Annotated in this window: 21 protein-coding genes and 1 other RNA gene; 14 read left to right on the top strand and 8 right to left on the bottom strand. The window is 64.4% G+C overall.

Going from position 1 to position 25,041, the window contains the following annotated elements:
- Nucleotides 1–57: 57 nt before the first annotated feature.
- The 3 genes from AAGA11_05360 to AAGA11_05350 all read right to left on the bottom strand — a co-directional run bounded on the left by AAGA11_05360 (nucleotide 58) and on the right by AAGA11_05350 (nucleotide 1,785).
- Complete coding sequence (locus tag AAGA11_05360; GenBank protein ID MEM9602268.1) at nucleotides 58–204, bottom strand: hypothetical protein; 147 nt, start codon at nucleotides 202–204, stop codon at nucleotides 58–60.
- A 273-nt stretch (nucleotides 205–477) separates the two neighbouring features.
- Nucleotides 478–840, bottom strand: a transfer-messenger RNA (tmRNA) gene (gene ssrA / locus AAGA11_05355).
- 72 nt (nucleotides 841–912) lie between these two features.
- Nucleotides 913–1,785, bottom strand: coding sequence for a DMT family transporter (locus AAGA11_05350; GenBank protein MEM9602267.1), 873 nt, complete (start codon nucleotides 1,783–1,785; stop codon nucleotides 913–915).
- 164 nt (nucleotides 1,786–1,949) lie between these two features.
- Between AAGA11_05350 and AAGA11_05345 the strand changes: the two genes are divergently transcribed.
- The 5 genes from AAGA11_05345 to AAGA11_05325 all read left to right on the top strand — a co-directional run bounded on the left by AAGA11_05345 (nucleotide 1,950) and on the right by AAGA11_05325 (nucleotide 11,664).
- Nucleotides 1,950–2,486, top strand: a complete 537-nt coding sequence (locus AAGA11_05345) for a ferritin (GenBank protein ID MEM9602266.1) — start codon at nucleotides 1,950–1,952, stop codon at nucleotides 2,484–2,486.
- A gap of 80 nt (nucleotides 2,487–2,566) precedes the next feature.
- Entirely contained in the window at nucleotides 2,567–6,409 is a 3,843-nt protein-coding gene (gene purL / locus AAGA11_05340) for a phosphoribosylformylglycinamidine synthase (GenBank protein MEM9602265.1), read from the top strand.
- A 440-nt stretch (nucleotides 6,410–6,849) separates the two neighbouring features.
- Nucleotides 6,850–8,226 carry a hypothetical protein gene (locus AAGA11_05335; GenBank protein ID MEM9602264.1) on the top strand — a complete coding sequence of 459 codons (1,377 nt, stop codon included), beginning with the start codon at nucleotides 6,850–6,852 and terminating at the stop codon, nucleotides 8,224–8,226.
- Nucleotides 8,223–9,845, top strand: a complete 1,623-nt coding sequence (locus AAGA11_05330; protein MEM9602263.1) for a hypothetical protein — start codon at nucleotides 8,223–8,225, stop codon at nucleotides 9,843–9,845. Before AAGA11_05335 ends, AAGA11_05330 begins: the two co-directional genes overlap by 4 nt.
- Before the next feature lie 1,138 nt (nucleotides 9,846–10,983).
- Entirely contained in the window at nucleotides 10,984–11,664 is a 681-nt protein-coding gene (locus tag AAGA11_05325) for a GntR family transcriptional regulator (GenBank protein MEM9602262.1), read from the top strand.
- 36 nt (nucleotides 11,665–11,700) lie between these two features.
- On the opposite strand, the gene AAGA11_05320 is transcribed toward AAGA11_05325, so the two are convergent.
- Both AAGA11_05320 and AAGA11_05315 read right to left on the bottom strand, forming a co-directional pair.
- Nucleotides 11,701–12,753, bottom strand: a complete 1,053-nt coding sequence (locus AAGA11_05320) for a Gfo/Idh/MocA family oxidoreductase (GenBank protein MEM9602261.1) — start codon at nucleotides 12,751–12,753, stop codon at nucleotides 11,701–11,703.
- Nucleotides 12,754–12,976: 223 nt separating this feature from the next.
- Nucleotides 12,977–13,801: a putative metalloprotease CJM1_0395 family protein gene (locus AAGA11_05315; GenBank protein ID MEM9602260.1), complete on the bottom strand. Its 825-nt coding sequence runs from the start codon at nucleotides 13,799–13,801 to the stop codon at nucleotides 12,977–12,979.
- Nucleotides 13,802–13,962: 161 nt separating this feature from the next.
- Between AAGA11_05315 and msrP the strand changes: the two genes are divergently transcribed.
- On the top strand, nucleotides 13,963–14,946 hold the full coding sequence (gene msrP / locus AAGA11_05310) for a protein-methionine-sulfoxide reductase catalytic subunit MsrP (protein ID MEM9602259.1): 984 nt from the start codon (nucleotides 13,963–13,965) through the stop codon (nucleotides 14,944–14,946).
- A gap of 1 nt (nucleotide 14,947) precedes the next feature.
- Here the strand turns inward: msrP and AAGA11_05305 are convergent, their stop codons facing one another.
- Complete coding sequence (locus tag AAGA11_05305; GenBank protein MEM9602258.1) at nucleotides 14,948–15,697, bottom strand: hypothetical protein; 750 nt, start codon at nucleotides 15,695–15,697, stop codon at nucleotides 14,948–14,950.
- An 80-nt stretch (nucleotides 15,698–15,777) separates the two neighbouring features.
- Here AAGA11_05305 and AAGA11_05300 point away from each other — a divergent pair, with 80 nt between their 5' ends.
- Entirely contained in the window at nucleotides 15,778–16,371 is a 594-nt protein-coding gene (locus AAGA11_05300; GenBank protein MEM9602257.1) for a protein-methionine-sulfoxide reductase heme-binding subunit MsrQ, read from the top strand.
- Between the two features lie 48 nt (nucleotides 16,372–16,419).
- Here the strand turns inward: AAGA11_05300 and AAGA11_05295 are convergent, their stop codons facing one another.
- On the bottom strand, nucleotides 16,420–17,400 hold the full coding sequence (locus tag AAGA11_05295; GenBank protein MEM9602256.1) for a malate dehydrogenase: 981 nt from the start codon (nucleotides 17,398–17,400) through the stop codon (nucleotides 16,420–16,422).
- 223 nt (nucleotides 17,401–17,623) lie between these two features.
- Here AAGA11_05295 and nrdR point away from each other — a divergent pair, with 223 nt between their 5' ends.
- From nrdR to AAGA11_05275, 4 genes are read left to right on the top strand one after another with little or no spacing between them, the layout of a single operon-like run.
- Entirely contained in the window at nucleotides 17,624–18,184 is a 561-nt protein-coding gene (gene nrdR / locus AAGA11_05290; GenBank protein ID MEM9602255.1) for a transcriptional regulator NrdR, read from the top strand.
- Nucleotides 18,181–19,275, top strand: coding sequence for a bifunctional diaminohydroxyphosphoribosylaminopyrimidine deaminase/5-amino-6-(5-phosphoribosylamino)uracil reductase RibD (gene ribD / locus AAGA11_05285; GenBank protein MEM9602254.1), 1,095 nt, complete (start codon nucleotides 18,181–18,183; stop codon nucleotides 19,273–19,275). Before nrdR ends, ribD begins: the two co-directional genes overlap by 4 nt.
- Before the next feature lie 25 nt (nucleotides 19,276–19,300).
- A complete protein-coding gene (locus AAGA11_05280; protein MEM9602253.1) occupies nucleotides 19,301–19,879 on the top strand; it encodes an MFS transporter in 579 nt (192 codons plus the stop codon).
- Between the two features lie 2 nt (nucleotides 19,880–19,881).
- Nucleotides 19,882–20,544 (top strand): riboflavin synthase, encoded by a 663-nt coding sequence (locus AAGA11_05275; protein ID MEM9602252.1) that lies wholly within the window; start codon nucleotides 19,882–19,884, stop codon nucleotides 20,542–20,544.
- A gap of 3 nt (nucleotides 20,545–20,547) precedes the next feature.
- Here AAGA11_05275 and AAGA11_05270 read toward each other — a convergent pair whose 3' ends face one another.
- Nucleotides 20,548–21,429, bottom strand: coding sequence for a DMT family transporter (locus AAGA11_05270; GenBank protein MEM9602251.1), 882 nt, complete (start codon nucleotides 21,427–21,429; stop codon nucleotides 20,548–20,550).
- Between the two features lie 100 nt (nucleotides 21,430–21,529).
- Between AAGA11_05270 and AAGA11_05265 the strand changes: the two genes are divergently transcribed.
- From AAGA11_05265 to AAGA11_05255, 3 genes are all read left to right on the top strand, one after another.
- Nucleotides 21,530–22,591: a Gfo/Idh/MocA family oxidoreductase gene (locus tag AAGA11_05265; GenBank protein ID MEM9602250.1), complete on the top strand. Its 1,062-nt coding sequence runs from the start codon at nucleotides 21,530–21,532 to the stop codon at nucleotides 22,589–22,591.
- Between the two features lie 151 nt (nucleotides 22,592–22,742).
- Nucleotides 22,743–23,693, top strand: a complete 951-nt coding sequence (locus tag AAGA11_05260) for an alpha/beta fold hydrolase (GenBank protein MEM9602249.1) — start codon at nucleotides 22,743–22,745, stop codon at nucleotides 23,691–23,693.
- A 100-nt stretch (nucleotides 23,694–23,793) separates the two neighbouring features.
- The gene (locus AAGA11_05255) at nucleotides 23,794–25,020 is read left to right on the top strand and encodes an NAD(P)/FAD-dependent oxidoreductase (protein MEM9602248.1); all 1,227 of its coding nucleotides are present in this window, start codon (nucleotides 23,794–23,796) and stop codon (nucleotides 25,018–25,020) included.
- The last annotated feature ends 21 nt before the right edge of the window (nucleotides 25,021–25,041 follow it).

The following is a 25,041-nucleotide window of genomic DNA, read 5'->3' as shown; positions in this document are numbered from 1 at the left end:
GGCACAAAAAAGCCCGGTCGTCTACCGGGCTCAATTGAAATTAGTGTGGTAGCCGGTCTACGCGGCTTTGGCAACATCCACAGGCGAGTCTTGCTCAGCCATGTTTGCTATTGCTTGGTCGAACAGATAGTCCAATCGCTCAAAAATTGCCTTGAGCGCCAGCAGATCCGCCATGTTTTCTTCACGCTCAATTTCACGGTTCATCTTTCTCATCTCCCGACGATCACTGATACCCAAATATGCTTTCCGACTTCATGCGCTTCAAGGCCGAGTCGAAATCACTCTGGTTGTCTTGGCTTATCGCCAAGCTCATTCAAGCGCTGAAGCAACGTAGCAGAGAGATGTTTTCTGTGTTTTGTAACTTGGAGTTGGTGGGCGGGAGCACAAAAAAACCCGGCTCGGGGCCGGGTCTTCTCGACTGATTTGTGCCAAGAGCGTGCCAAACGAGAGACAATCCCTTATAAATCAGTGGGTTATTGGTGGAGGCGGGGGGAGTCGAACCCCCGTCCGAAAGCACTCCGCCATCGGTCCTACATGCTTAGTCGATCGATTGTGTTTAACGGGCACCTGCCCGACCGACAGGGCATGGTGTACGCGATCCTCTAAGGGTTTTAGTGGCGCCGCGCGAGGCGAGCTTTGCCACGATCCTGTGAGCTAAGCACCCGGTGAGCCGCACAGGCATGGCCCGCTCCGGGTTAGACCAGACTTAAGTTTCCTTAAGCGGCCAGTGCGTAGTTGTCGTCGTTGGCAACTATAAGGTTTGCAGCGTTTTAACGAGGTCGCTACACCTCGGCATGCACCTCCGGTTTCATCACTCCCGTCGAAGCCAAATGCGCCCCCGGGGGGTACCCGATGTCGGGTCACCTGATCGCAGTATGGGGTCGAATTGCCGGTTTTCAAAGCCCGGGCGGGTCAGGCGCGTTGATTCCGCTGGCGAGCGCGGGCCTCGCGGTGGAAGAGGTAGCCGCCCGCCGCGACGATGATGGCGGCGCCGACACCGGTCCAGGCGTCCGGCACTTCATCGAAAAGGGCGTAGCCGAGGACAGCCGCGTACAGCAGTTTGGTGTACTCCACGTTGCCGACCACGCTCGCTTCGCCGTGGCGCAACGCAGACACGCCGATCCACTGCCCGACGGACGACAACACGCCGATGGCGAGCAGCAGCGCTGCGCCGTGGGCGTCGGGTGTCTGCCACACCCAGGGCATCGGCGCGGCTGCAATGGCGCCGATGCAGATCGACTGCCAGGCGAGCAGCGTGGCGCTTGAGTCGGTCTGCGACAGGCGCCGAACACACACCACGGCCACGGCGGCACCGAGCGCGCCGGCGAGCGCGACCAGGGCGCCGGCGCTCGACAAGCCCGCCACCCCGGGGCGCATGACCACCAACACACCGACAAAGCCGATCGCCACTGCAGCGATGCGGTGGGGCCCCACCGCTTCGCCGAGGCTGGCGCGGGCCAGCAGGGCCACGAAAAACACCTGGGCAAAGCCGAGCGTGATCGCCGTGGAGAGCGGCAACAGGGACAAGGCCCAGATGCTGCAGGACAGGGCCGCGAACGCGCCGAGCAGGCGCACGGCGTGCCAACCCGGAAACCGGGTGTGCAGGCTCGCTGGAAACGCCCGGCTGAGGCTTGGCAGGGTGGTTGCGAACACACACGCCTGACGCACGAACAGGATCTGCAACACGTGGAACTCGGCGATGGCCACCTTCACCAGCGCCGCGGTGGTGGCGAAGCAGGCGGCGGCAATCACGGCGAGGGCGATGCCAAAGGCATTGGGGGTCATCGGTGCGGACTGCAGGTGGAAGTTGGGCCGTTGGCGGTGAACCCTGGCCGCCCGCGAGCGTCATAGCATAGTCTGGATGGGTTCTGCGTTTTTGTGCCGTCGCGGGTCAAAAGGCGGTAATCTGTAGTGTCGAGACGTCTGATCCACTTGGAGAGTAAGCCACAATGCAATCCGCAGCTGTCGAAGCCGCGCTCAACAAGCAGCTCAACGGTGAGCTGTACTCGGCGTACCTGTACCTCGCGATGTCGGCGCGCGCGGAGCGCCTGGGGTTGCCGGGGTTCGGGCACTGGTTCAAATCGCAGTACCACGAAGAGTTGGGGCACGCTGATCGGTTCTACACCTACATCCTCGAGCGCGACGGCGATGTCACCCTTGATGCCATCGGAAAACCGGATCTTGGCAACAACGCGGACACCGCGCTCGGCCTGTTCGAGACCTCGCTGGCGCACGAGCAGTCGATTTCCGATTGCGTTTTCAACCTCAAGGATCTCGCCCGCAAGGAGTCCGACCACGCGACTGACGTGTTCCTCGAGTGGTTCGTGCGCGAGCAGATCGAAGAAGAAGCGAGTGTACGCACGGTGGTCGACCAGCTGAAACTGGTCCAGGGACAGCCGAACGGCTTGTTCATGATCGACCGCGAACTCGCGGTACGGCCCGCCGCCAACGTGATCACCTCCGGTCTCGGCGTCGCACGCGAGTAGTGCTGAACCCGTCGCCGGGCACCCCGGCGGCGAACTCGGTAAAATGGCGGGCTTTCGTCTCGCACGTGAATTCGGCCCCCATGCTCATTATTCCCGGCGGTACCGCGCTGTCCGACTTCCGGGCTGGGTCGCTGCTTGCGCAGTTGCAGGCGGTCGACCCGGCCATTGCGTCGCTTGCAGCGCGCCACGTCTATCTGCTCTCACTCGACAGCGCGTTGCCGGCCGAGGCGCGGTCGCGCTGCGATGCCTTGCTCGACGCCGATTCGACACCCTTGCCTGCCGGTTTGGCGCGCTGGGTGGTGCCCCGCCTCGGCACCCAGTCGCCCTGGTCGTCCAAGGCGACCGACATTTTCTGCAATTGCGGGCTCGGTCAGGTGCAGCGGGTCGAACGCGGCACCGTGTACGCCCTCGACGGCTGGTCCGGCGACAACATGGCCGCTGTCGACGCGCTGTTGCACGACCGCATGACCGAGTCGGTACTCGACGGTGAGACCGAGGCCGCGGGTCTGTTCCTCACCGAAGCCTCACGTGCGCTGGCGCGGGTGCCCGTGTTGGCGCAGGGCAGGCAGGCGATCACGGCTGCCGACGCCGCACTCGGCCTCGCGCTCAGCGACGACGAGATCGACTACCTCGTCGACAACTTCAGCCAACTCGGTCGCGATCCCTCCGACGCCGAATTGATGATGTTTGCACAGGCCAACAGCGAACACTGTCGGCACAAGATCTTCCGCGCCGATTGGGTTATCGACGGCGTGCCGCAGGACGACGGCCTGTTCAACATGATCCGCAACACCCACGCACAGCACGGTGGGCGGGTGTTGAGTGCCTACAGCGACAACGCGGCAGTGCTTGAGGGCTACGCGGCCCAGCGCTTTTTTGCCGACAGCACCGACGGTGTCTACCGCGGTCACGCCGAGCCCGCGCACATCCAGATCAAGGTCGAGACCCACAACCACCCGACCGCAATTGCGCCCTTCGCCGGCGCAGCGACGGGCAGCGGTGGCGAGATCCGCGACGAGGGCGCAACCGGGCTCGGTGCCAAACCGAAGGCTGGACTCTGCGGTTTTGCGGTGTCGAACCTGCGCATCCCGGGTGCCGAGCGTCCGTGGGAGCGCGACTTCGGCAAACCGGCGCGGATTGCCTCGGCCTTCGACATCATGCGGGACGGCCCGCTGGGTGCGGCGGCGTTCAACAACGAGTTCGGTCGCCCGAACCTGACCGGGTACTTCCGCACCTTCGAAGACGAGGTCAGCGTAGGCGGGCGCAGTGCGCTGCGCGGCTACCACAAACCGATCATGATCGCGGGCGGCCTCGGCAACGTGCGGCCGACGCACGCACTGAAGACAGATTTCGATGCCGGCGCCAAACTCGTGGTGCTCGGTGGCCCTGCGATGCTGATCGGCCTCGGTGGCGGGGCTGCGTCGTCGGTGGCCAGCGGCGACAGCGCGGGCGACCTCGATTTTGCGTCGGTGCAGCGCGGCAACCCGGAGATGGAGCGACGCTGCCAGGAGGTCATCGACCGCTGCACCGCGCTCGGCGACGACAACCCGATCGCGTCCATCCACGACGTCGGCGCCGGCGGGCTCTCGAACGCCTTTCCGGAGCTCGTTGACGACTGTGGCCTCGGCGCGCGGTTCGAGCTGCGTGACATCCCCAATGCCGAGCCAGGCCTGTCGCCGCTCGAGATCTGGTGTAACGAGGCCCAGGAGCGCTATGTGCTCGCCATCGCCGACACCGACCTCGCGCGCTTCGAGGCGATTTGCGCGCGTGAGCGCTGTCCGATGGCCGTCGTGGGCGAAGCCACCGCGGCGCAACACCTCGCGTTGACCGACCGACAGACCGGCGATGCGCCTGTCGACATGCCGATGGCGGTGTTGCTCGGCAAGGCGCCGAAGATGACCCGCGACGTGACGCGGTTTGACACCACCGGCACCGCGCTGGACACCGCCTCGATGGCGCTCGGCGAGTCGGCGCGGCGCGTGCTGCAGCTGCCGAGCGTGGCCGCCAAGACCTTCCTTATCACCATCGGCGACCGCAGCATCACGGGCTTGATCGCACGCGATCAGCTCGTCGGGCCCTGGCAGATGCCCGTGGCCGACTGTGCGATTACCCTCAACGACTACGTCGGCACGGCCGGCGAGGCCATGGCGATGGGTGAGCGCCCACCGGTCGCCTTGTTGAATGCGGCGGCCTCGGCTCGCCTGGCCATCGGCGAGGCGTTGAGCAACCTCGCGGTTGCCCCGGTGGGCGACCTCAGCAATGTCAGCCTGTCGGCCAACTGGATGGCAGCGTGCGGGCACCCGGGCGAGGACGCGGCCCTGTTCGACGCGGTCAAGGCCGTGGGCCTCGAACTGTGTCCGGCGCTGGGTGTGAACATCCCGGTCGGCAAGGACTCGCTCTCGATGCGCACCAGCTGGGAGGACGGCGACCGGCGCCACACCCAGACCGCGCCAGTCTCCCTCGTGGCGACGGCGTTCGCACCGGTGCACGACGTGCGCGCCGCCGTGACGCCGCAGATCCACCCGACTGAGGGCAACCGCCTGCTGCTGATCGACCTCGGCAACGGCAAGAACCGCCTCGGTGGCTCGGCCCTCGCGCAAGTCTGGAACCAGCTTGGCGACGAGCCGCCCGACCTCGATCGGCCCCACCAGTTCGTCGCCGCCTTCAACGTCTTGCAGGCCTTGCTCGACGCGGGTCTGCTGCGCGCGGTGCACGACCGCAGCGACGGCGGGCTGTTCGCAACGGTGTGTGAAATGGCCTTTGCCGGCGGCTGTGGCGTCCGTATCGCACTCGATGCGCTCGGCACGGATGCCCACGCCGCGCTCTTCAGTGAGGAGCTTGGCTGGGTTGTGCAAGTCGATGGAGAACACGTGCACACGGTGCTCGACGCCTGTGAGCGTGCCGGTATTGGCAAACTGGTGCACGACATCGGCTCGGCAAACACGACGCGCCAGGTGTGTTTCAGCCACGCCAACGCGGTGATACTCGACGTCTCGCGCGAGGCCGCACTCGCGGACTGGTGGTCAACCAGCCACGCCATGGCGCGCTTGCGTGACAACCCGGTGTGCGCTGACAGCGAGCTGGAAACCGTGATTGATCCGACGGACCCCGGCCAAACGCCACGGCTGCCGGCGACGCATTCCGAGTGGTTTGTGCCGAGTGTGGCAGTCACGCGACCCCGGGTGGCTGTGCTCCGAGAGCAGGGCGTCAACGGCCAGATCGAGATGGCCGCGGCGTTCGACAGAGCCGGCTTTGACGCGGTTGATGTGCACATGAGCGATCTGATTGCCGGTCACGTCGAGCTGGGCAGCGCTCAGGTGCTCGCCGTCTGCGGCGGATTCAGTTATGGCGACGTGCTCGGCGCCGGCGGCGGTTGGGCACGCAGCATTCTCTTCAATGACGCGCTGCGCGACACCTTCGTCGCCTTTTTCGAGCGCAGTGACACCGTGACCCTCGGTGTCTGCAACGGCTGCCAGATGCTGAGCCACCTCAAGTCGCTGATCCCGGGGACCAGCCACTGGCCCCGGTTTGTACGCAACGCGTCGGAGCAATTCGAAGCGCGGGCGTCGATGGTCGAGGTGCAGGACAGCAACAGCGTGCTGCTCGAGGGCATGGCGGGTTGGCAGTTGCCCGTTGCGGTCGCGCACGGCGAGGGCCGAGCGATTTGGCCTGACGGTGCCGACGGTGCCGCCGTGCTGCGTTACGTCGACAACCACGGCGAAGCGACCGAGCGCTACCCGGCCAACCCGAACGGGTCACCCGGTGGCGCGAACGGATTTACCTCCGCCGACGGCCGCGCGACGATCATGATGCCGCACCCCGAACGCGTCTTCCGCAGCATCCAGCTCAGCCACGCCCCCGCCGACTGGCCCGAGGCCAGCCCGTGGTTGCGGTTGTTTCAGAATGCACGCCGTGCTGTGTAGCAGTGGAGTGTATTTGGACTCATTTCGCGCGCTGCCCGCGCGTATGTAATGGTTATGTTTTTTACGCCTCCCTGCGTTTGTCGCGTGTCAACCCTGTGACGTTGCATAGCAATCGACCCGCTTAACGGTCTTTGTCCCCAGAGCCAAAGTAATGTCTTACGTTATGAGGTAGCCCAAATGGGCTAGAGCTCCTGTGTTGACGTTTTTCTCACTGTTCTGCCTTGGCAATACTTGTTAGGGTCAAGACAGATCTGATTTGCAAAGTTGACACACAGGGGTAGGACGGGATGCCACTCACACTACTTTCGAACCGGTTTCCGGGCAGGCCCACGTCTCTAGTTGCGCGGGTAGTTGCGCCGCTGCTCATCGGCGCGCTTGCGCTTGCTGGATGCGCACAACGGCCGCATCTTCAAGTGGACAAAGGTATAGACCCAGCCTACGTGAATAAGAACGTGCGTTTTCGTACGACGTATTATTTTCGTGTAATTGATTTCTGCGGCTCAGACACAGATGGGGAATCCGTCGCAATCGATTCGCTTTACAGATTTCGTATGAGTGGCAAAGCTCATCCAGGACTTTCGCAAGTAAAATTTGAATCGGGTACGTTGACAGCGCAGCAGGTAGACCCGTTTGGTGCCGAAATCGGCTTTGATCCGGAAACACAGAAACATCACTTTTTATCTGCCAGTGAATCCAAAGCCAAGTCTCTCAGAACGTCACTACGCAACCACCTCAGAACACTCAATACGATTGATTCTGATCCGACTGATTCAGCCGTAACCGAGAGTAGAGACGCAATAAAAGCACTAATCAAACAGGATATCGCAGCCTATTCAGCCGATATCTCAGTGCCCGTTGCAACGATTGAGGCTGGCAGATCGGGATCGCCCGTCCAAATCGCACAACAATTTCGCGAGGGCGAGCGACTCCGCTTACGGCGCAGGGTCGCCGAAGTGAACGAGTTGGTAGATTTACTGGCTACTGTCCATCAGGAGGCGAATGAGTTTCAAACGTTTAAAACGGAAGTCCATACCGATAGTTCAAAAAAAGCCTGGCATGACTTACAGGTTGATCTAGAACGGACTCGCTTGAGTTCTGCGTACAAAGGCTTGTCGACACGAATCTCGGGACTGCAGTCGCATACGGGAATCGACGAATGGGGATTTGCTAAGCAGCTTCCGAGTCTAGTCAGGGATATTGGGAGCAGCTTTAATAAATCTGAGTGGAAAGACCAACAAGAAGAGCGTATGCGCGAAGAATTGCGACAACAGGTAACCGAGTTGCTAATCGAGAGCGGTGAGAAAGGTCGACAGATGTGGTTGCCAGGTTTACTCAAAGCTCTTCCGGAAAATAAATGGGTTAAGGAAGCGGATGATGTTGTAAACGATCTGCTAATGAAATCTACTATTGATCCTAGCTTGCTATTAGTTGAGTCGCCTGCAGAACTGAACTGCGGCAACGCGACTCGAGGGTTTCAAATTCTCGGTCCTGAAGGGTGGCGAACTTTTGACCAGGACGAGCGGTTACTTTTAGCCATGACAACCAGTGCCAAGCCGCTGATCCAGAGCATGCAGGCTTTTTCGAGCCGTGTCGAAGCCAGTCGAGGCGTTGACGCACGGGATGTAGACTTGGCGTTGGCAACCAGCCGACAAGAGATTGCACAATTCAGAGCTGAACTGGAGAGCGCTGCGAGCGGAAAATACAACACTGATACCGAACAGATTAACGCCATTAGAATGCTACTTGACAGTCGCAAAGAAAAAAGTGAGGCCCTCAAAGATGAGAATGGCTCCGCAACAACGGGGGATTCACCATGAACTGGTGTCGCCTGCTGTTTGCTCTTTCTTTTGTTGGCATGGTGTCAGCGTGCGGCAGTACTGTTCCGGCGTTGAAAGACTCAGTGAGCGAAAACAACCCGTTTTCAGCGTCGGGTGCGTCCTTACGGGTGGCTGTTGATGTGTACAAAGGCGGGCTAGGCACTTCCGAGCGTGATGTCAGCGAAGCGAGGCTGGCTGGTCTTATTGCCACCGCGAAGTCGATCTTCCCGCGTTTTCGTCAGACAGTGAGATTTAAGTCTGGTACGAGGATTATTTTGCCGTGGGGCGGTGAAAACTGTGAGGTGGTTTTTTCTACCGGCTCTGGTGCGTCGCGACACAATGCGGGGGGATGTGAAACCCTGTTAGGGCTTAGTGATTCTTACGACGAGCTGGCAAATCAAGTCAGATTCTTAGAGGTCGTTGACAGCAATGGGCTACTTAGCTTCGCACACCAGGCATCCAATCTGGCCGTGCTCTATGCTCGAGTTGTTTTGGAAGGCAGGGGGCGTCGGGACATCGGTAAAGCGTCGGCTCGCCGTTTGTTAGCGATTGCAAATTCACTGCGTTTTATTGCAGATCAGCTGGACGTCGCGGTAAATTTTGGTCACTTGGCCGCGCACAATATTCCGCTTAGTGCGCAGTTGCGAGCCACAAGCACGGAAAATTTTACCGACTTGTATGGCTGGCACAGCCTCGCTGCAAGTCGGCTGGAAAATATATCTTGGAAAGGTATTTTGAGTAGTTTTTCGACCAGCGGTATTCGGACCGACCGCGATGCTGCAGTTGCGCTGAAAATGTTGGACGAACGGAATTATTGGGAGAATATCAACCAGGTATATGCCAGTGGTCAGGGCGAATTCAGTGTTGCGTTGATAAAAGACGCTATTGGAAACTGGAATGTGAAACATTTTGCCAACGATCCGAGTGAGCTGCTAGAAGCGCAACAGAAGTTGGCCGTAAGCGCAGTCGAACTACTCGCCAGAAACCAGTTGCCAGGCGCTCGGGAGCTCAGTTCTGCGCAACAAGTGCTGGATTGGGCCAAAGGCAGTTCAACCGGTGCTGCTAGCTTTGAAGCGGATGACCGGATTGTCGCGCGCTTGGATGATCTACGTGCCGAAAACATAGAGAGTGTTTTCACAGCACTCGAGGCTACATCAAACGCGTGGCAAGACCTCGATGCGCTGAAAATGGCTGCTGATCAGTGCGGCATCGAATCAGCTTCGCGTAGAGATCAAGCCCTAAAAGAGCAGGGACGATTGGAAAGTGAACGTAGCGCTGCACAAGAATCGCTCGAAGCTCTATTGCAAGCGGATGCAGATACATCTGGCGAGGCGGAAGTTGACACAGATGGCGCTGCTGCTCGAGCGGCTATCGCAGAAAAATTACAGCAAAGAGATGATCTTGATGCGGCGCTTCGGCAGCTTGATAAGCAAATCAAAGCAGAGGACGCCGTCTGCGATGGGCCGGACAACGCGTATACCGAAGAAAAACTAGCTCGATCTCAGGCATTTGAAATATTTTATAATAGCGTGCGCCAACAACTGGCGGAGAGTGCGCGTGTATTGAGTGCTGTCGAGTCGCAGCACGCTGAGCAGAAATCCGAATTGGAGATCAAATAGGAAAAAATTGAATACTGTTCATCGCATCGCCAATTTGGAGCGGTTTAAATTTTCGGCATTTATCATTGGCTGCTGGTTGCACGCGAGTATGCTCTGATCCGAGGCAACGGAATCAGCTTGGGCGATCAAAACGATTTTTCCATCTGTGTGAGGGCGCAAGCCTGGGCAAATAAAATTGTATGAGCACATGCAGTAAGGCGATTTTTCACATTACGACCACGTTGAGCGATGGGTTGTTATGAACAAAGACTGGCGTGCGGTCGGTGCCCGTTGTTGTCGCGGTGATGCTTGTGAAGAAATGCTCGTGCCCGCTGGGCTGGGTGGTTTCTGGCGTCGCCTGAGCGCAACCTCTCAACACTGGCTAGAAGACGCGCTTCGCGTTGCCGCTGGTCTGCGGTATGCAGGTACGCGCTCGGCTGCACAACAGGCCCAGACTGCGACACAACCGAGTAAATCGCCTGCATTGGTCGCAGCTACCGTTGTCGATGGACAGCCGTTTCATAGGCATGCTATCCCGCAATCTCTCGTGTGGACTGGCAGTGACGGCGCAGTGAGACGATTCGATGCACCGTTGCCGCAGATTACCGGCGTGGACTGACCGCAAAACGGCTGGACGCACTATCCAGCTCGGGTACGCGACTGTGTTGGAAGCGCGCACGCCACGTGGGGGGGATGCAGCTTGAAACATCAAGTGAGCCTGGTGCTTCCGTGACGGACACGATTTGCAAGCGGAAGCACCCGACATGAATCCATTGACTGAGAGATGTTGATGAGGCGTTTTGGCGTGTAGTCATACGGGTCACTTTGGTGTGTAGGAGCGAGTTACACAACAGCACCGAGGTGGGTGTTTCGATTACATAGCCTACTAAGAAATCACATCTGGGGCTCATGTTACCCGACGATTCGTCAGATGTGGAATGCGGACTTTTACCAGGTAACCACATCGCATTCTCGTTGCTTTTCATCTCTAAACCCTCCAGTGCTCCTCGGCTCGTGATAGCGGTTGATGTCTAGAACAGATGGGAGAGGTGGAAAGCGCGAGAGGTTTCTGTCGACCAGTGACGTGCGGTGTCTCTCACCATGGATCACGCCAGTGATTTCTGATGAAATGGAGCGGTTTTTTTTGCGTTGGGCTCGCATGACAGTTTCTGGTGATACTACTGGTTTATCTGTTGCGGAGCGCGCCTACACGCGGCTACGCGACGACGTCTTCACGGGCGTCCTGGCACCGGGCGCGCGGCTGAAACTGGACCAGCTAAAGGCCACGTACGGGGTCAGCATCACCACGTTGCGCGAGGTGTTGGGGCGGCTGGTGATGCAGGGCTTTGTCGAGGCGGAGGGCAACCGGGGTTTCGCCGTGGCGCCGGTGTCGCGCACCGAACTGCGCGAGGTCGGCGAGTTGCGTATTCTTCTGGAGAACCACGCGCTGCGACTCGCATTTGCGGCCGGCGATGTCGACTGGGAGGCCCGGGTGCTCGCGGCGCACCACCGACTGAAGCATTCGGAGGCAGCGGTGATCGCCGGTGACGACAGCCAGCGACTTCGGTGGAAGCGCGACGATATCGCGTTTCACCAGGCCCTGATCAGCGCCTGCGGGTCGGCGACGCTCATGCACACGTATGCGCAGGTGTTTGATCGCTACTTGCGCTACCAGATGCTGGCACTGACCAGCCGCGGTGAGGGCACGGCAAACGACCACGCGACCTTGATGCAGCAGGCGTTGGACCGGGACATCGAGGGCGCGCAATCGACGCTCTCACGGCACGTGGCGGTCGGTATCGAACACGCGATCGACGCGGGCACCTTGCCCGACGCGTGATCCCCGCGCAGCACCACGCGCCGTACCTCGACAGGGTCAGTGCTGGCTATTCGTTGGGGCTTGCTGTTCGTTGGCGGCTGCCGCAGCCTTGATCCGTTCAATCACGCGCAGGGTTTCGAGGCCCTCTCGACCGGAGACCAGCGGCGCTTCGTCGCCGCGAATCACGCGACTGAAGTGCGCGATCTGGCGCTGCAACGGCTCGTCGAATGCGATCGGGTAGCGGGTCCGTTGGATCGGCGCCCACCAGCTCGGTGGCTGCTCGCCGTAGTGCCAGTGGTTCAGGTCGGGCAGTGACAGCGAGCCACTTTTGCCGCCAATCAGGTAGCAGAAGCCGTCGGTGGCGGGGTAAGCCGGGTTCTCGCGCGCGCTGAGTTCCCAGCTCCAGGGAGCTGGAACGGTGTCGGTCACGCTCAGGGTCGCGAGGGCGCCATTGGCGAAGCGCAACAGTGCCCCCGCCGTTTCCTCCACGTCAAAGCCCCGGCCGTGGCGGCTGTGCAGGGCGTGCACATCGACCACCTCGCCGCACAGATGGCGCAACAGGTCGACGTCGTGGATCAGGTTGATGAAGACCGGGCCGGCGCCACTGTCTCGACGCCATGCAGCGTCGAAGTAGTCGTCCGGCTTGTAGAGCCAGCACTGTGCGTGTACGACCTGGATCTCACCGAGGCTGCCCGCGTCGATCAGGGCTTTGGCCTGCTCGATCAGCGGGTTGTGTCGGCGGTGGTGGCCGACCAGCAACGGCACGCCGGTGGCGTCGCTGGCGGCTACCATGGCCGCGGCGTCCTCGGTGGTCGAGGCGATCGGCTTCTCCACCAGCGTGGGCACCCCGGCGCGCAGGGCGCACTCGGTCGTTTCGCGGTGAAGTTGGTTCGGTGTTGCGTTGATCAGCCCGTCGGGGCGGTCGGCGCGCAGGCACGCGTCGAGTCGCGTGAAGTGCGGTACGCCGCAGTCGGCTGCGAGTGGCTGGCTCAGTGGGTCCGGGTCGATGATCGCGTGCAGCTGCCCGGACGCGTGCAGCAGCGCAGCGTGCCGCCGGCCAACCAGTCCGGCGCCGAGCACGGCGATGCGGGGTCGGTGAGGCGGTGTCATTCGGTAGCTCGGGAGGGCGAAATCGAGGCTCGCAGCATAGCCAATCCAAGGCCTATCGCAAAATAATATGACGAAAAACAAATTATCGTACGATCAACACTCAAGTGCGGTGTCACCGTCCCGCTGCCCGTGGGTGATTCGGACTGGTTTGCCGGTCGCGTGCCCGGTTCGTCGCAGCCACGGGTGTTGCCGCCGGGGCACCCCGGCAGCGGTATCAGGGTGATCAGGCTGCGACGTCGATGAACTCGCCCGTGTCGGTGTCGGCGGTGCCGTAGGCGTCGACGGCTTGCTTCGCCTTGTGACCGAGGTCGGCCGGTGCGTTGCCGGCGATGGCGTCCGTCTCGCGGTCCCGGTCCGCCCGGTCATCGGCCTCGGCCGGCTGGGCCCGCGCTTCGAAGTGCTCCTTCATGATGGCCATGCGCGCCTGTGCCGCCTTCTGTGCGGCGTCGGCCGCCACGCGCATGTCCTGCGTCGAGGGCTCGGCGGGGGCGAGGGCCGCGCGTTGCACCACCTGCATCTTCGCCAGGGTCGCTTGCGGGTCATCCGGCACCACCGCCGTGTCGATGCCCACTTCACCCCCAATCGCGTAGCGGCGGCCGTCCGGGCCGGTCTGGTAGCTGTAATTCGGGCCGTAGGTCGAATACGGCCCAGCGGCGACCAGATGGGCTTGTTCGTGTGCGCGCACTTCGCGGTCGCGTGCGCTGAGCTCGCGCACCTGTTGCGACTCCGCGCTGTTCGGGTCCTTGAGTGCCTCCTGGGTCGACTGTGCGGTGTCCGACTCTCCGTCAGAGGACTCGCCGTCGCGCGCCCGTTCGGGTTTGGTGCCCTGCGCGCTGCGCTCGGCCGTTGGACCGGCGTCGAGTGGCGCATCCGCGCGGCCGGCGCGCGGGTCCGAGCCCACCGGATCGGCGTGTTGGGCGGCGTGCACGGCACGCGGTGAGATCGGGCGTTCCGAGCCCGGGACAACGGGGCGATCTGCGGCTGTTTCCGTCGCTGGATCCAGGGGCAGGTACACGGCCGGTGACGCGTTACGGATCGATTCGAGCATATCCGTCCCTCCTGTTACGCGGTCTCAGAGGGAGCAGCGGCAGGCTGCGCCGGAGCTTGAGGTCGGACCGGCAACCCCGTGCCGTTGCGGGTTATTACCTAGGCTTGGAACACTGCAAGGCCGGTGTGGTCTAGGCTGGTAGAACCCAGGGAGCGAAAACCATGAAACGACCGTTTGGCGTGCGCATCGCATCGCATGAGATCACCCCGGAGCCGGTGTTCTGGCAGCGCCGCCGGTTGCTGCAATCGGCAGCGGCACTCGGTGCGGCCGGGCTCGTCGGGTGCGGCGTCGACAGCGCGGAGGCCGAATCCCGCACCGACGCGGCGGCACCCAACGCGGTGCGGCCCCTCGAGGTGAGCGGTTCGGTCGACCACGCACCGGGCGAGACCTGGACGCCCGAGGAACTGGTCACCTCCTACAACAACTTCTACGAACTCGGGCTCGACAAGACCGACCCGGCCAAGAACGCCGCCTGGCTCAAGACCGCGAACTGGCAGGTCACCGTCGGGGGCGCCTGCGCCAAGCCCGGTACGGTCGGTGTCGAGAACCTGATCGATTTCAACGCCCTCGAGGAGCGGATCTACCGGCTGCGCTGCGTCGAGGCCTGGTCAATGGTGGTGCCCTGGGTTGGCGTGCCGCTCGCGGACGTGCTCAAGCCCTTCGAGCCGCTGAGCAACGCCAAGTACGTGCGCTTCGACACCATTCTCGACCCGGACAACCTCAAGGGTCAGCGCTCCGGCATCCTCGACTGGCCCTACACCGAGGGGCTGCGGATGGACGAGGCGATGCACCCACTGAGCCTCATGGCGGTCGGCCTCTACGGCAAGACGCTGCCCGCCCAGAACGGTGCGCCGCTGCGGCTGGTCGTGCCCTGGAAATACGGGTTCAAAAGCATCAAGTCGATCGTGCGGATCGAATTTGTTGAACAGGAACCGCCGACAAGCTGGAACCTGTCGGCGCCGCACGAGTACGGCTTCTATGCCAACGTCAATCCGGCCGTCTCGCACCCGCGCTGGAGCCAGGCGCGCGAGCGCCGAATCGACGGCAAGGTGCTCTCGCCGAAGATCGACACCCTGGCGTTCAATGGCTACGCCGACGCGGTGGCGGGCTTGTACGCCGGCATGGACTTGCGCCGGTCGTTCTGAGTCAGGTCGCTGTGCCGCCGGCCCAGAAGGTGGCTGCGCGGGCCAGGTCCTCGGGCGTGCCGAGGTCCAGCAATGGGGTGTCGAAATGCACCGCGTCCACCGCCAGCCCGGCGGCGATCGCCGCCTGGATCTCGTGCCCGAGGTACCGCTCCGCCGCACGGTGCGTGGGCGGTGCGGGCGGCGGCTGCGCGAGCAGGAAGCGGGTGAAACGCGGTTGCCAGACAGCGAGAATCCAGCCGTGCGTCCCGCCGGGTGAGGTCGATTTGATGTCAATGCGCGCCACGCGGCCACGCGCGTCCGTCACCACCACATCGACTTTGTCAGGCCGGTCGGTTTCGAAACAGCCGAGGCTGAGGTCGGCGCCGCTGCGGTGGTGGTGTGTGTGCAACGCCGCCAACGCGGACGCGTCGCGGAACTGCATGTCAGGAAAGCCGAGCGCGAGGGTGCCTCGGTCGAGAGCGAGGGTCGGGGCGGCAAGGGCGCGGCGCAGGGTGTCGAGCGTGCTGCCGGTCGCCGGGAGCGTGTGGTAGTGCAGCGGCAGGCCGTTGTACGCGTCGCCGTAGTGCCGGCGAATGTCCTCGCCTGCGTCGCGAATCAGCCAGAGTGCGTGCGCGGTGTCGGCGGCCACAGCGGCGTCGAGCAGGGCATCGGCTGCGGCCCGATCCGGGGCGATCGGCATGCAGGCCTTGCTGCGGCCCCCGAGGGCCGGGAGGCGCGTGGCGTGGCCCGCCGCGGGCAGGAGCAGGATCATGGGCGCGCGACAGTGGGCCCGGTGGGTGATGTCATGCGGGGCGGGTCTCCGCGCGGGTGGTGTATCAACAGGGTGGCACAATGAAATCCAATACGCGCAACGCGCTCGGCAAAACCGCTGTTTTCTCGCTGGCGAGCCTGCCGTTTCTCGACGGCCTCTGGCGAATCAACAGCGGCACGCGGCTCGGCGGCAACCCGGTCGAGACCCTCGAGCATCTCAGCGGCGAGTGGGCGATCTACCTGCTGCTCGCCACGCTCGCGATCACCCCGGCGCGGCAACTGCTGGGCTGGCGGTGGCCACTCAAGGTCCGGCGTATGCTCGGCCTGTTCAGCGCCTTCTACGTGGCCTTGCACATCGCCTGTTACCTCTGGCTCGACCTCGGTTTCGCCTGGGATGAGGTCTGGCGGGAGCTGACCGGCCGCCCGACGATCACCGTCGGCGCGGTGGCCGCGCTCGGCATGACGCTGCTGGCGCTGACCTCGCCGAAAATCGCGGTCCGAAAACTCGGTCGCCGGTGGGTGCCACTGCACCGAAGCGTCTACCTCGTGGCCGTGCTCGCGGTGGTGCACGTCGCCTGGAAAGGCAAGGACGGTGACGAGGTGGCGCTGCTCTACGGTGTGCTGCTGATCGCTTTGTTGCTGCCACGATTTGGCACTGTGCTGAAACGCGGCTGAAAAAAAACGCCCCGCAGCGGCGGGGCGTCCTGTGCGGCGGCGGAGATCTCAGCCAAGCAGGTCCTGGACCGTGTCGCGCTCTTCGATGAGCTCCTGCTGCGAGGCGAGCATCTTCTCGCGAATCGCGTCCGACACCTCAAGGTCCTGGACGATGCTGTACTCGCCGTCGCGGATGGTCACCGGGTAGGAGTAGACCAGACCTTCTTCGATGCCGTAGCTGCCATCGGACGGCACCGACATGCTCACCCAGTCGCCCTCGGGTGTGCCCAGGACCCAGCTGCGCATGTGGTCGACCACGGCGCTGCCCGCCGAGGCGGCCGAGGAGCTGCCGCGGGCGGCGATCACGGCGGCGCCACGTTTGGCGACGGTGGGGATGAAGTCGTCCATGGCCCAGGCCGCGTCCACCAGCCCGGGCGCGGGGTCGCCGCCGACGGTGCAGTGGCTGATGTCGGGCACCTGGGTGGTGGAGTGGTTGCCCCAGATGATCATCCGCTCGATGTCGCTGACGGCCTTGCCGGTCTTGGCCGCGAGCTGGCTCAACGCGCGGTTGTGGTCCAGGCGGGTCAGTGCGGTGATGTTGCGCGGGTTGATGTCCGGGCAGTTGGCCTTGAGGATGTAGGCGTTGGTGTTGGCCGGGTTGCCGACCACACACACCTTGACGTCTTTCTTCGCGTTGGCGTTCAACGCCGCGCCGAGGCCGGAGAAGATCTTGCCGTTGTCGGTCAGCAGGTCCTTGCGCTCCATACCGGGGCCGCGCGGCTTGGCCCCAACGAACAGGGCGGCGTCGACGTCCTTGAAGGCGGTCGCCGGGTCGTCGGTGCACACGACGCCCTGCAACAGCGGGAAGGCGCAGTCGTCGAGCTCCATTTTGACTGCCTCGAGCACGCCGAGCGCCGGGGTGATCTCGAGCAACTGCAGAATCACGGGCTGGTCGTCGCCGTACATCTGACCGGCGGCAATCCGGAACAGCAGGGCGTAGCAGATCTGACCTGCGGCGCCGGTCACGGCGATACGAACAGGTGATTTCATAGCGGGGGTCCTCGTCAATGTGGGCCTGGGGCGTCGAGTGCGTTGCGGGAGCCTGTGTTGCAGTGCACGCAACGCCAAGCACATCGGATGTTAACACAGCACTTTTGGCACCGCCGAAAGTGCGCAAGTGCGCTGAAAACGCCACTGCCGTGCGCTCTGGTTCGGGCGCCGGGGTGCAGTGGTGTACCATTGCGCACCGCAACCGAACCGACCGAACGGCCCGATGCACTGCCCCTTCTGCGCCGCACCCGACACCAAGGTGGTGGACTCGCGGCTGGTCGCCGACACCAACCAGATTCGCCGCCGGCGCGAGTGCGTGCGCTGCGGCGAACGGTACACCACCTACGAATCGGTCGAACTGAACCTGCCCCGGGTCGTCAAGACCAACGGCGAGCGCGAAACCTTCGACGAGGGCAAGTTGCGCGGAGGCATGCAACGGGCCCTGGAAAAACGGCCGGTGAGCGCACAGGCGTTGGAGGCGGCGGTCAGCCACATCGCCCACCGCGCCATGGTGTCGGGTGAGCGCGAAGTGCCGGCCCGCCGGATCGGCGAGTGGGTCATGGACGAGTTGCGCGAGCTCGACCAGGTCGCTTACGTGCGATTCGCATCGGTGTACCGCAGCTTCGAGGACGTCAACGCCTTTCGCGAGGAGATCGAGCGGCTCGAACGCGAGCCCACCGCGGCCGAGCGCCGCGACCAGCTGCCCTTGCTCGACGAGGCCGGTCAGGGGGGCGTGGGCGCCCGGCCCGAGCGTGCGGGCGGACGCCGCAACCGCGCACCATGACAGCACACGACGCCGCGCACATGGCGCGGGCGCTCGCCGCGGCCGAGACGGCGCGCTTTCGAGCGGCGCCGAACCCGGCAGTTGGCTGCGTGATTGCGCGGGGCGAGACCGTGATCGCCACCGGGGCAACCGGGCCGGTGGGCACGGCGCACGCCGAGGCGCGGGCGTTGGCCGCAGCCGGTGAGGCTGCGCGGGGTGCGACCGCCTACGTGACACTCGAGCCCTGCAACCACCACGGTCGCACGCCGCCGTGCGCCGACGCCCTGATCGACGCCGGTGTGGCCCGTGTGGTCGTCGCCACCGCGGACCCGAATCCGCTCGCGGCGGGCGGCCTCGCGCGCCTGCGGGCGGCCGGCGTCGAGGTGCACGTCGGCACCGCCGAGGCCGAGGCCCGCTGGCAACTGCGCGGCTTCCTCAGCCGTGTGACCCGCAATCGGCCCTGGGTTCGTCTCAAAGTGGCGGCGAGCCTCGACGGCCGCACGGCCATGGCGTCAGGCGAGAGCCAGTGGATCACCGGGTCGGCGGCGCGCGCGGACGTCCAGTGGCTGCGCGCCGAGAGCGATTGCGTACTGACCGGCATCGGCACGCTGCTCGCGGACGACCCGGCGATGACCGTGCGCCTGGCGCCGGACGCGCTCGGGGTCGACACCGTGGAGCAGCCGTTGCGGGTGCTGGTCGACTCCCGGTTGCGCTGCCCGGCCGGGGCACGCTGGTTGCGGGAGCCTGGACGGACGCTCATCTACTCGGGTGCCAACGCCGCGTCGCACAGCTTGCCCGCCGAGGTGGTGCAGATGCCCTTGGTTTCGGCGCGGGTCGAGCTTGGCGCGGTGCTTGCCGATCTCGCTCGACGCGAGGTGAACCTGGTGCACCTCGAGGCCGGTGCCACCCTGGCCGGCGCTGCGGTGCAGGCGGGTGTGGTCGACGAGCTGGTGGTCTACGTCGCACCGACCTTGCTCGGCGACGCGGCGCGTCCGCTCGCGGTGCTGCCTGGGCTCGCCGAGCTCGCCGGTGCGCCGCGCTTCACAGTTCGCGAGGTCTCGCAGATCGGCGAGGACCTGCGCGTGGTACTAATACCGACAGGTGCGGCCTGAGTGCCCGCCTGAACCGGAGAATGTGATGTCTACGATTGTGGTCGTGCAGAAAGGGCACGACGCGTGTATTGCCGCTGACAGCCTGACCAGTTTCGGCGACCAGACCCTGGGCGCTCAGTACGATCGGAACAGCGACAAGATCCAGAAGATTCACAACAGCTACTTCGGCATCGTCGGCAGCGCAGCGCACGCGTTGGTGGTGGAGTCGGCGCTGAAACGCGCCGGCAACACCGCGCGGCTGAACTCCCGCGTCGAGATTTTCCAGACGCTGATCAAGTTGCACAAATCGCTCAAGGAAGACTATTTCCTGAACCCCTCGGAGTCCGAGGAGGACCCTTACGAATCGATCCGCTTCGACGCGGTGCTGGTCAACGCGCACGGGATATTCGGCGTGTATTCGCTGCGCGAGGTGTACCAATACCAGCGCTTCTGGGCGATTGGCGCCGGTGCCGACTACGCCCTCGGTGCGATGCACGCGCTCTATGACCGGCTCGAGTCGGCCGAAGCCATCGCCCGCGCCGCCATCGAGGCGAGTGCGGAATTCAACAACGCAACGGCCTTGCCTCTGACCCTGCAGACGGTCAAGGTGCTGGAGAAGGACTGACCATGTTCACAGGCATCATTCAAGCGCTTGGCCAGATCGCAAGCCAGACGCCTGCAGGTGGCGACCTGCGGCTCGGTGTGGCGCTCGGTGCGCTCGCCGAGGAGACCATCGCCCTCGGCGACAGCGTGGCGGTCAACGGTGTCTGCCTGACGGCGATCGCCCTCGACGGCGGCGTGATGCTCGCCGATGTGTCGAACGAGACCCTCAAACTGACCAGCCTCGGACAGCTCGGCGTCGGCGACCCGGTGAACCTCGAACTCGCCCTGACCCCGAGCAGTCGCCTGGGTGGCCACATCGTCAGTGGCCACGTCGACGGGCTCGGTGCAGTGGCGCGCCGCTACCCTGACGGCCGTTCGGAGCGCTTTCACTTCGACGCGCCGCCCGAGCTCATGCCCTACATCGCGCCCAAGGGCTCGATCACGATCGATGGCACCAGCCTCACGGTCAATGGCGTGACTGGAGACGGCTTCGATGTGAACATCGTGCCGCACACCCTGGCGAACACCGTCATGGGACAGTACAAGACCGGATCCCTTGTCAACCTCGAAGTCGATGTCGTCGCGCGTTACATCGAGCGCCTGCTGACCACCGGACGGCACACGCCGGGTGGCCTGACCGAGGAGTGGTTGGCGGAATCCGGACTGGTGCCGCCGAACGCCGGGTGACCGTCAGGCCCGGTCTGCGCTGCGCGCTCGCCGTTCCCGGGCCAACACGTAGAGGCTTGCACCGACGATGGTCAGCGCCCCACAGACCGTGTAGGCGTCCGGCACGTCGCCGAACGCCACGAAGCCGACCCCGATCGCAAACACCATGATGCTGAAATTGAACGGTTGCAGGGTGCTGGCTGGCGCGCGTGTCAGGGCGGCCACCAACAACATGTGGCCGACCAGGCTGGTGCCGCTGAGCGCGAACATCCAGAGTGCATCAACCGGTGTCGGCCAGATCCAGGGGCCGCCGACCGGCGCAAGCGGGACAAGCACACTGCCGACCAGTGCCATGTACAGCAGGTTGGTCTCGAAGTGTTCTCGGTCGCTCAACAAGCGGGTCAGCAGCTGGTAACCGCACCACATCAACATCGCCGACAGGATCAACACCGTGCCGGGCGCCAGCGTGATCGCACCCGGTCGTATGATCAGGAGGGCGCCGCCGAAGCCGACAATGACGCTGGCGATGCGGCGCCAGCCGACGCGCTCGCCCAACACCGGCACCGCGAGCAACGTGACAACCAGCGGGTAGAGTGCGAACAGGGCGTGCGCCTCCGCCAGAGTGATCGTGGTCAGCGCCGAAGCGAACACCACGATCTCGAGACACCACAGCGCCGACCGGCAGAGTTGCCGCGGCAGATCGCGTGAACGCAAGGCGGTCCGAAGGCCGATCTGCCGGTGGGCGAACCACAACGTGAACACCAGGAACGTCCACATCCGCACCGAGACGAACTCGGTGACGGGGTAGTGCTGGCCCAGGTGTTTGGAAATTCCGTCGCCAACGGCGAGAATGGCGGACGCCAACAGGACCTGGGCGATTGCGACGGTGTGGGTGTGCAGCGGCATGAGGGCGTCCGGCGCGCGCCGACTGCGCGCTCGCCTGACAGTGTAGTGGCGAATGGGCTGGGTGTTGGTGGGTGTAACAGACTTGGCTTGTGGTGGTGCAATGAACGACAGGGAAGTGGGCGCGCGAGCACGCGCGTTGCGTGTGGCTGTGGTGGGGCTCGGCTATTTCAGCCAGTTTCACCTGCAGGCCTGGGCAGCCAACGGTGACGTCGAACTCGTCGGCGTGTGCGATCAACAGGCCGAGGTTGCCGAGCGGGTCGGCGAGGCACACGGCGTCCCACACGCCCTCGGCCTCGAGGGATTGCCCGCGGCGAGTGGGCTCGACATCGTCGACATCATCGCGCCACCGGTGGCTCACCTCGCGCTGGTTCGCCAGTCGCTCGCACCCGGTCGGCTGGTGATCTGTCAGAAGCCGTTCTGTGAGTCCATTGCCGAAGCCGAAACCCTGCTCGCAGAGGCCGACGCGGTCGGGGCCCGCATCGTGATCCACGAAAACTTCCGTTTTCAACCCTGGCACCGCGAGGTGCACGATGTCCTGAAGACCGGCGTGTTGGGCCAGGTGTACCAGGCGCGGTTTGCCTTGCGGCCGGGTGACGGTCAGGGTCCTGACGCCTACCTCGCGCGCCAACCGGCGTTCCAGCGGATGCCGAAGCTGCTGATCCACGAGACCGGGGTTCACTTCGTCGACCTGTTTCGGTGGTGGTTTGGCGAGATTGACTCGGTCTACGCGGACCTGCGCCGGCTCAACCCGGTGATCGCGGGCGAGGATGCGGGTCTCTTGATCATGCACCACGCTGACGGCGTGCAGAGCGTGTTCGACGGCAACCGCCTGGCCGACCACGCGGCCGCAAACCGCCGCCACACCATGGGCGAGCTCGTCATCGAGGGCTCGCAGGGAGAGTTGCGCCTCGATGGCGATGGACTGCTCTTCCGGCGAGCGTACGGTGCCCAGGACTGGGTTGCGGTGCCGGTCACACGGCCGGTCGACGACACCCAGTTCGGCGGCGGTTGCGTCGCGGCGCTGATCAACCACGCGGTCGCCGCGCACCGCCTCGGACAACCGCCTGAAAACGCGTTGGCGGAGTACCTGCCGGTGATGCGTGCCACCGAGGCGGCGTACACCTCGGCGGCGGAAGGCCGGCGTGTGGCGCTCGCAGGTTGACACGGCGGAGCGCGTTGTCCGCGGCACCCCGTCCGCTGTCGCTGCACGTGGGTCCGTGTGGCCCAGGTGCCTGTCGCAGGGTAGAGTGGTAACCGGCCCCTCACTCTTCGTCATGCTGTAGATGCGCACGCCGAGCCTTCCACGCCCCTCTGTGCCCCGGTGGCTCACCAACGGCAAAGTGCACACCGTGGTCGGCGGTCTGCCGCTGCGGACAACGTGGGTGCGGCGGCGCGCCGCGGCGTTGCTCGCCGCCTCTGTGCCGCTCACCCTCGACGCCGGTGCGGGGGTTCGGCTCAACGCCTTTCGGTCGGCGGGTGAGGGCGGTGCGCGGGTCGTCCTGATCCACGGCTGGGAGGGCGACGCGCACTCACGCTACCTGCTTTCGACCGCCGACGCCCTGCACCGCGCTGGCCACGAGGTGGTGCGCTTGCAGTTGCGCGACCACGGCGAGAACCACGCGCTCAACGAGGGGCCCTTCCTCGGCAGCGAGCACGGTGAAGTGCTCCGCGCGCTCGCCGACCTGCAGCGCCAGCTGCCCGCACAGTGCACCTGCGTTGTTGGCTACTCGCTCGGCGGCAATTTCGCTGTGCGACTGGCGGTGCACGCCCCGGCGGCGGCGCTTGACCTGCGCGCAGTGCTCGCGATCTGCCCGCCGGTGCGACCGCGAGACGCGGCCCGCGCCATCTCGCAAAGTGTGGTCTACAACCGGTATTTTTCGATGCGGTGGAAGCGCTCCATCCGCAAGAAAATCGCCGCCTTCCCGAGCTGGCGGGCGCACCGCTGGCTGCTCGACATCGACGACATCATTGCCATGCACGACGCCTTCGTGCCGGTCTTCACCGACTTTGCCAACACCGACGCGTATTTCGAGTCCTACGCGCTGACGGCGGAGCACGTGCCGAGCGTGAGTTGCCCGACCGACCTGCTGTTGGCGGCCGACGACCCGATCTGCCCGGTGTCCAGCTTACCGGTGTTGGCGCGCCCGCCGGGACTGAGCACCACCCTCGTGCCGCACGGCGGCCACTGTGCGTTCCTCGACAGCGCGTGGCTGACCAGCTGGATGGACGACCACGTGTGCAACTGGGTTGCCGCGCACGTTTGAGTTTCGACCGGTGGGTCGGGTTTGACCGTAGAATGGCGCCACTGGCGTGGGACCTCGAGACCAACTCCCCGCCAACGACCTTGGCCGAGCGAGCGCAGAGATGAGCACCGAGACAGTCGACACCGTGATCGTGGGCGGGGGCCAGGCCGGCCTCGCCATGAGCGCCCACCTGCGTGCTGCCGGCGTGGACCACGTCGTGTTCGAGCGCGAGCGCATCGCCGAGCGCTGGCGCACGGCGCGCTGGGATGGCTTGGTGGCGAACGGGCCGGCCTGGCACGACCGCTTCCCGGCCAAGACCTTCGACATCGACGGCGACGCCTTCGCCACCAAGGACGAGGTGGTGCGCTACTTCGAGCAGTTTGCCGAGGAGATCGACGCGCCTGTCCGCACCGGGGTCGAGGTTGCGCGGGTCGAGCGCGACGGCGACGGCCGCTACGCGGTGACCACGTCCGCGGGGGACTGGCGCGCCCGGCATGTCGTGGTGGCCACGGGGCCGTTTCAGCAGCCGGTGATTCCGCCGGTGATCCCGCCCGAGGCGCCGGTGACGCAGCTGCATTCGCACGCCTACCGCAACCCGGAACAGCTCGACGACGGGGCTGTGCTGGTGGTGGGCTCGGGCTCCTCTGGCGCGCAAATCGCGGACGAACTCTTGCGTGCCGGACGTGACGTGCACCTCTCGATCGGCCCCCACGACCGGCCGCCGCGGCAGTACCGCGGCAAGGATTTCGTCTGGTGGTTGGGTGTACTCGGCAAGTGGCAGATGAAAACACCCGAGGCCGGGCGTGAGCACGTCACCATCGCCGTGAGCGGCGCCTACGGCGGCCGCACGATCGACTTTCGCGAGTTTGCCGAGCGTGGCATGCACCTCTACGGCATGACGTCCGGCTACGCCGGCGGGTGCGTGTCGTTTGCCGACGACCTTGCGGACACCCTGGCCGCCGGCGACGCGAACCTGGTGTCCTTGTTGCGCGAGGCCGATGCCTACGTCGACGCGCATGGCACTGACCTGCCGCCCGAACCGGATGCACACCGCATCGGCCCGCTGCCAGCCGCCGCCATGGCGCGCGTGCGCTCGCTCGACCTCGCTGCGGCTGGCATTCGCACGGTGTTGTGGGCCACCGGCTACGTGCAGCGCTTCGATTGGCTGGCGGTCGATGCCGCCTTTGATGCCAAGGGCAAACCGGCGCACTCGCGCGGCGTCTCCACCGCCGCGGGCGTGTTTTTCCTCGGCCTGCCCTGGTTGTCGATGCGCGGGTCGTCCTTCATCTGGGGCGTCTGGGAAGACGCGGCCTACCTCGCCGAGCAGATTGCCCGATCGGGTCGGTGAATCGCCTCTACGACGAACCAG

Source organism: Pseudomonadota bacterium, assembly GCA_039196715.1.
In the GTDB taxonomy this organism is placed as follows: domain Bacteria; phylum Pseudomonadota; class Gammaproteobacteria; order CALCKW01; family CALCKW01; genus CALCKW01.
The sequence above is the reverse complement of the archived record's forward strand: the minus strand, read 5'-3'. Positions and strand labels throughout refer to the sequence as shown.

Excerpts from the sequence above, each read along its gene's own strand:
- AAGA11_05360 (MEM9602268.1), bottom strand. The coding sequence starts at position 204 with ATGAACCGTGAAATTGAGCGTGAAGAAAACATGGCGGATCTGCTGGCG.
- AAGA11_05350 (MEM9602267.1), bottom strand. The coding sequence starts at position 1,785 with ATGACCCCCAATGCCTTTGGCATCGCCCTCGCCGTGATTGCCGCCGCC.
- AAGA11_05345 (MEM9602266.1), top strand. The coding sequence starts at position 1,950 with ATGCAATCCGCAGCTGTCGAAGCCGCGCTCAACAAGCAGCTCAACGGT.
- purL (MEM9602265.1), top strand. The coding sequence starts at position 2,567 with ATGCTCATTATTCCCGGCGGTACCGCGCTGTCCGACTTCCGGGCTGGG.
- AAGA11_05330 (MEM9602263.1), top strand. The coding sequence starts at position 8,223 with ATGAACTGGTGTCGCCTGCTGTTTGCTCTTTCTTTTGTTGGCATGGTG.
- AAGA11_05325 (MEM9602262.1), top strand. The coding sequence starts at position 10,984 with ATGACAGTTTCTGGTGATACTACTGGTTTATCTGTTGCGGAGCGCGCC.
- AAGA11_05320 (MEM9602261.1), bottom strand. The coding sequence starts at position 12,753 with ATGACACCGCCTCACCGACCCCGCATCGCCGTGCTCGGCGCCGGACTG.
- AAGA11_05315 (MEM9602260.1), bottom strand. The coding sequence starts at position 13,801 with ATGCTCGAATCGATCCGTAACGCGTCACCGGCCGTGTACCTGCCCCTG.
- msrP (MEM9602259.1), top strand. The coding sequence starts at position 13,963 with ATGAAACGACCGTTTGGCGTGCGCATCGCATCGCATGAGATCACCCCG.
- AAGA11_05305 (MEM9602258.1), bottom strand. The coding sequence starts at position 15,697 with ATGATCCTGCTCCTGCCCGCGGCGGGCCACGCCACGCGCCTCCCGGCC.
- AAGA11_05300 (MEM9602257.1), top strand. The coding sequence starts at position 15,778 with ATGAAATCCAATACGCGCAACGCGCTCGGCAAAACCGCTGTTTTCTCG.
- AAGA11_05295 (MEM9602256.1), bottom strand. The coding sequence starts at position 17,400 with ATGAAATCACCTGTTCGTATCGCCGTGACCGGCGCCGCAGGTCAGATC.
- nrdR (MEM9602255.1), top strand. The coding sequence starts at position 17,624 with ATGCACTGCCCCTTCTGCGCCGCACCCGACACCAAGGTGGTGGACTCG.
- ribD (MEM9602254.1), top strand. The coding sequence starts at position 18,181 with ATGACAGCACACGACGCCGCGCACATGGCGCGGGCGCTCGCCGCGGCC.
- AAGA11_05280 (MEM9602253.1), top strand. The coding sequence starts at position 19,301 with ATGTCTACGATTGTGGTCGTGCAGAAAGGGCACGACGCGTGTATTGCC.
- AAGA11_05275 (MEM9602252.1), top strand. The coding sequence starts at position 19,882 with ATGTTCACAGGCATCATTCAAGCGCTTGGCCAGATCGCAAGCCAGACG.
- AAGA11_05270 (MEM9602251.1), bottom strand. The coding sequence starts at position 21,429 with ATGCCGCTGCACACCCACACCGTCGCAATCGCCCAGGTCCTGTTGGCG.
- AAGA11_05265 (MEM9602250.1), top strand. The coding sequence starts at position 21,530 with ATGAACGACAGGGAAGTGGGCGCGCGAGCACGCGCGTTGCGTGTGGCT.
- AAGA11_05255 (MEM9602248.1), top strand. The coding sequence starts at position 23,794 with ATGAGCACCGAGACAGTCGACACCGTGATCGTGGGCGGGGGCCAGGCC.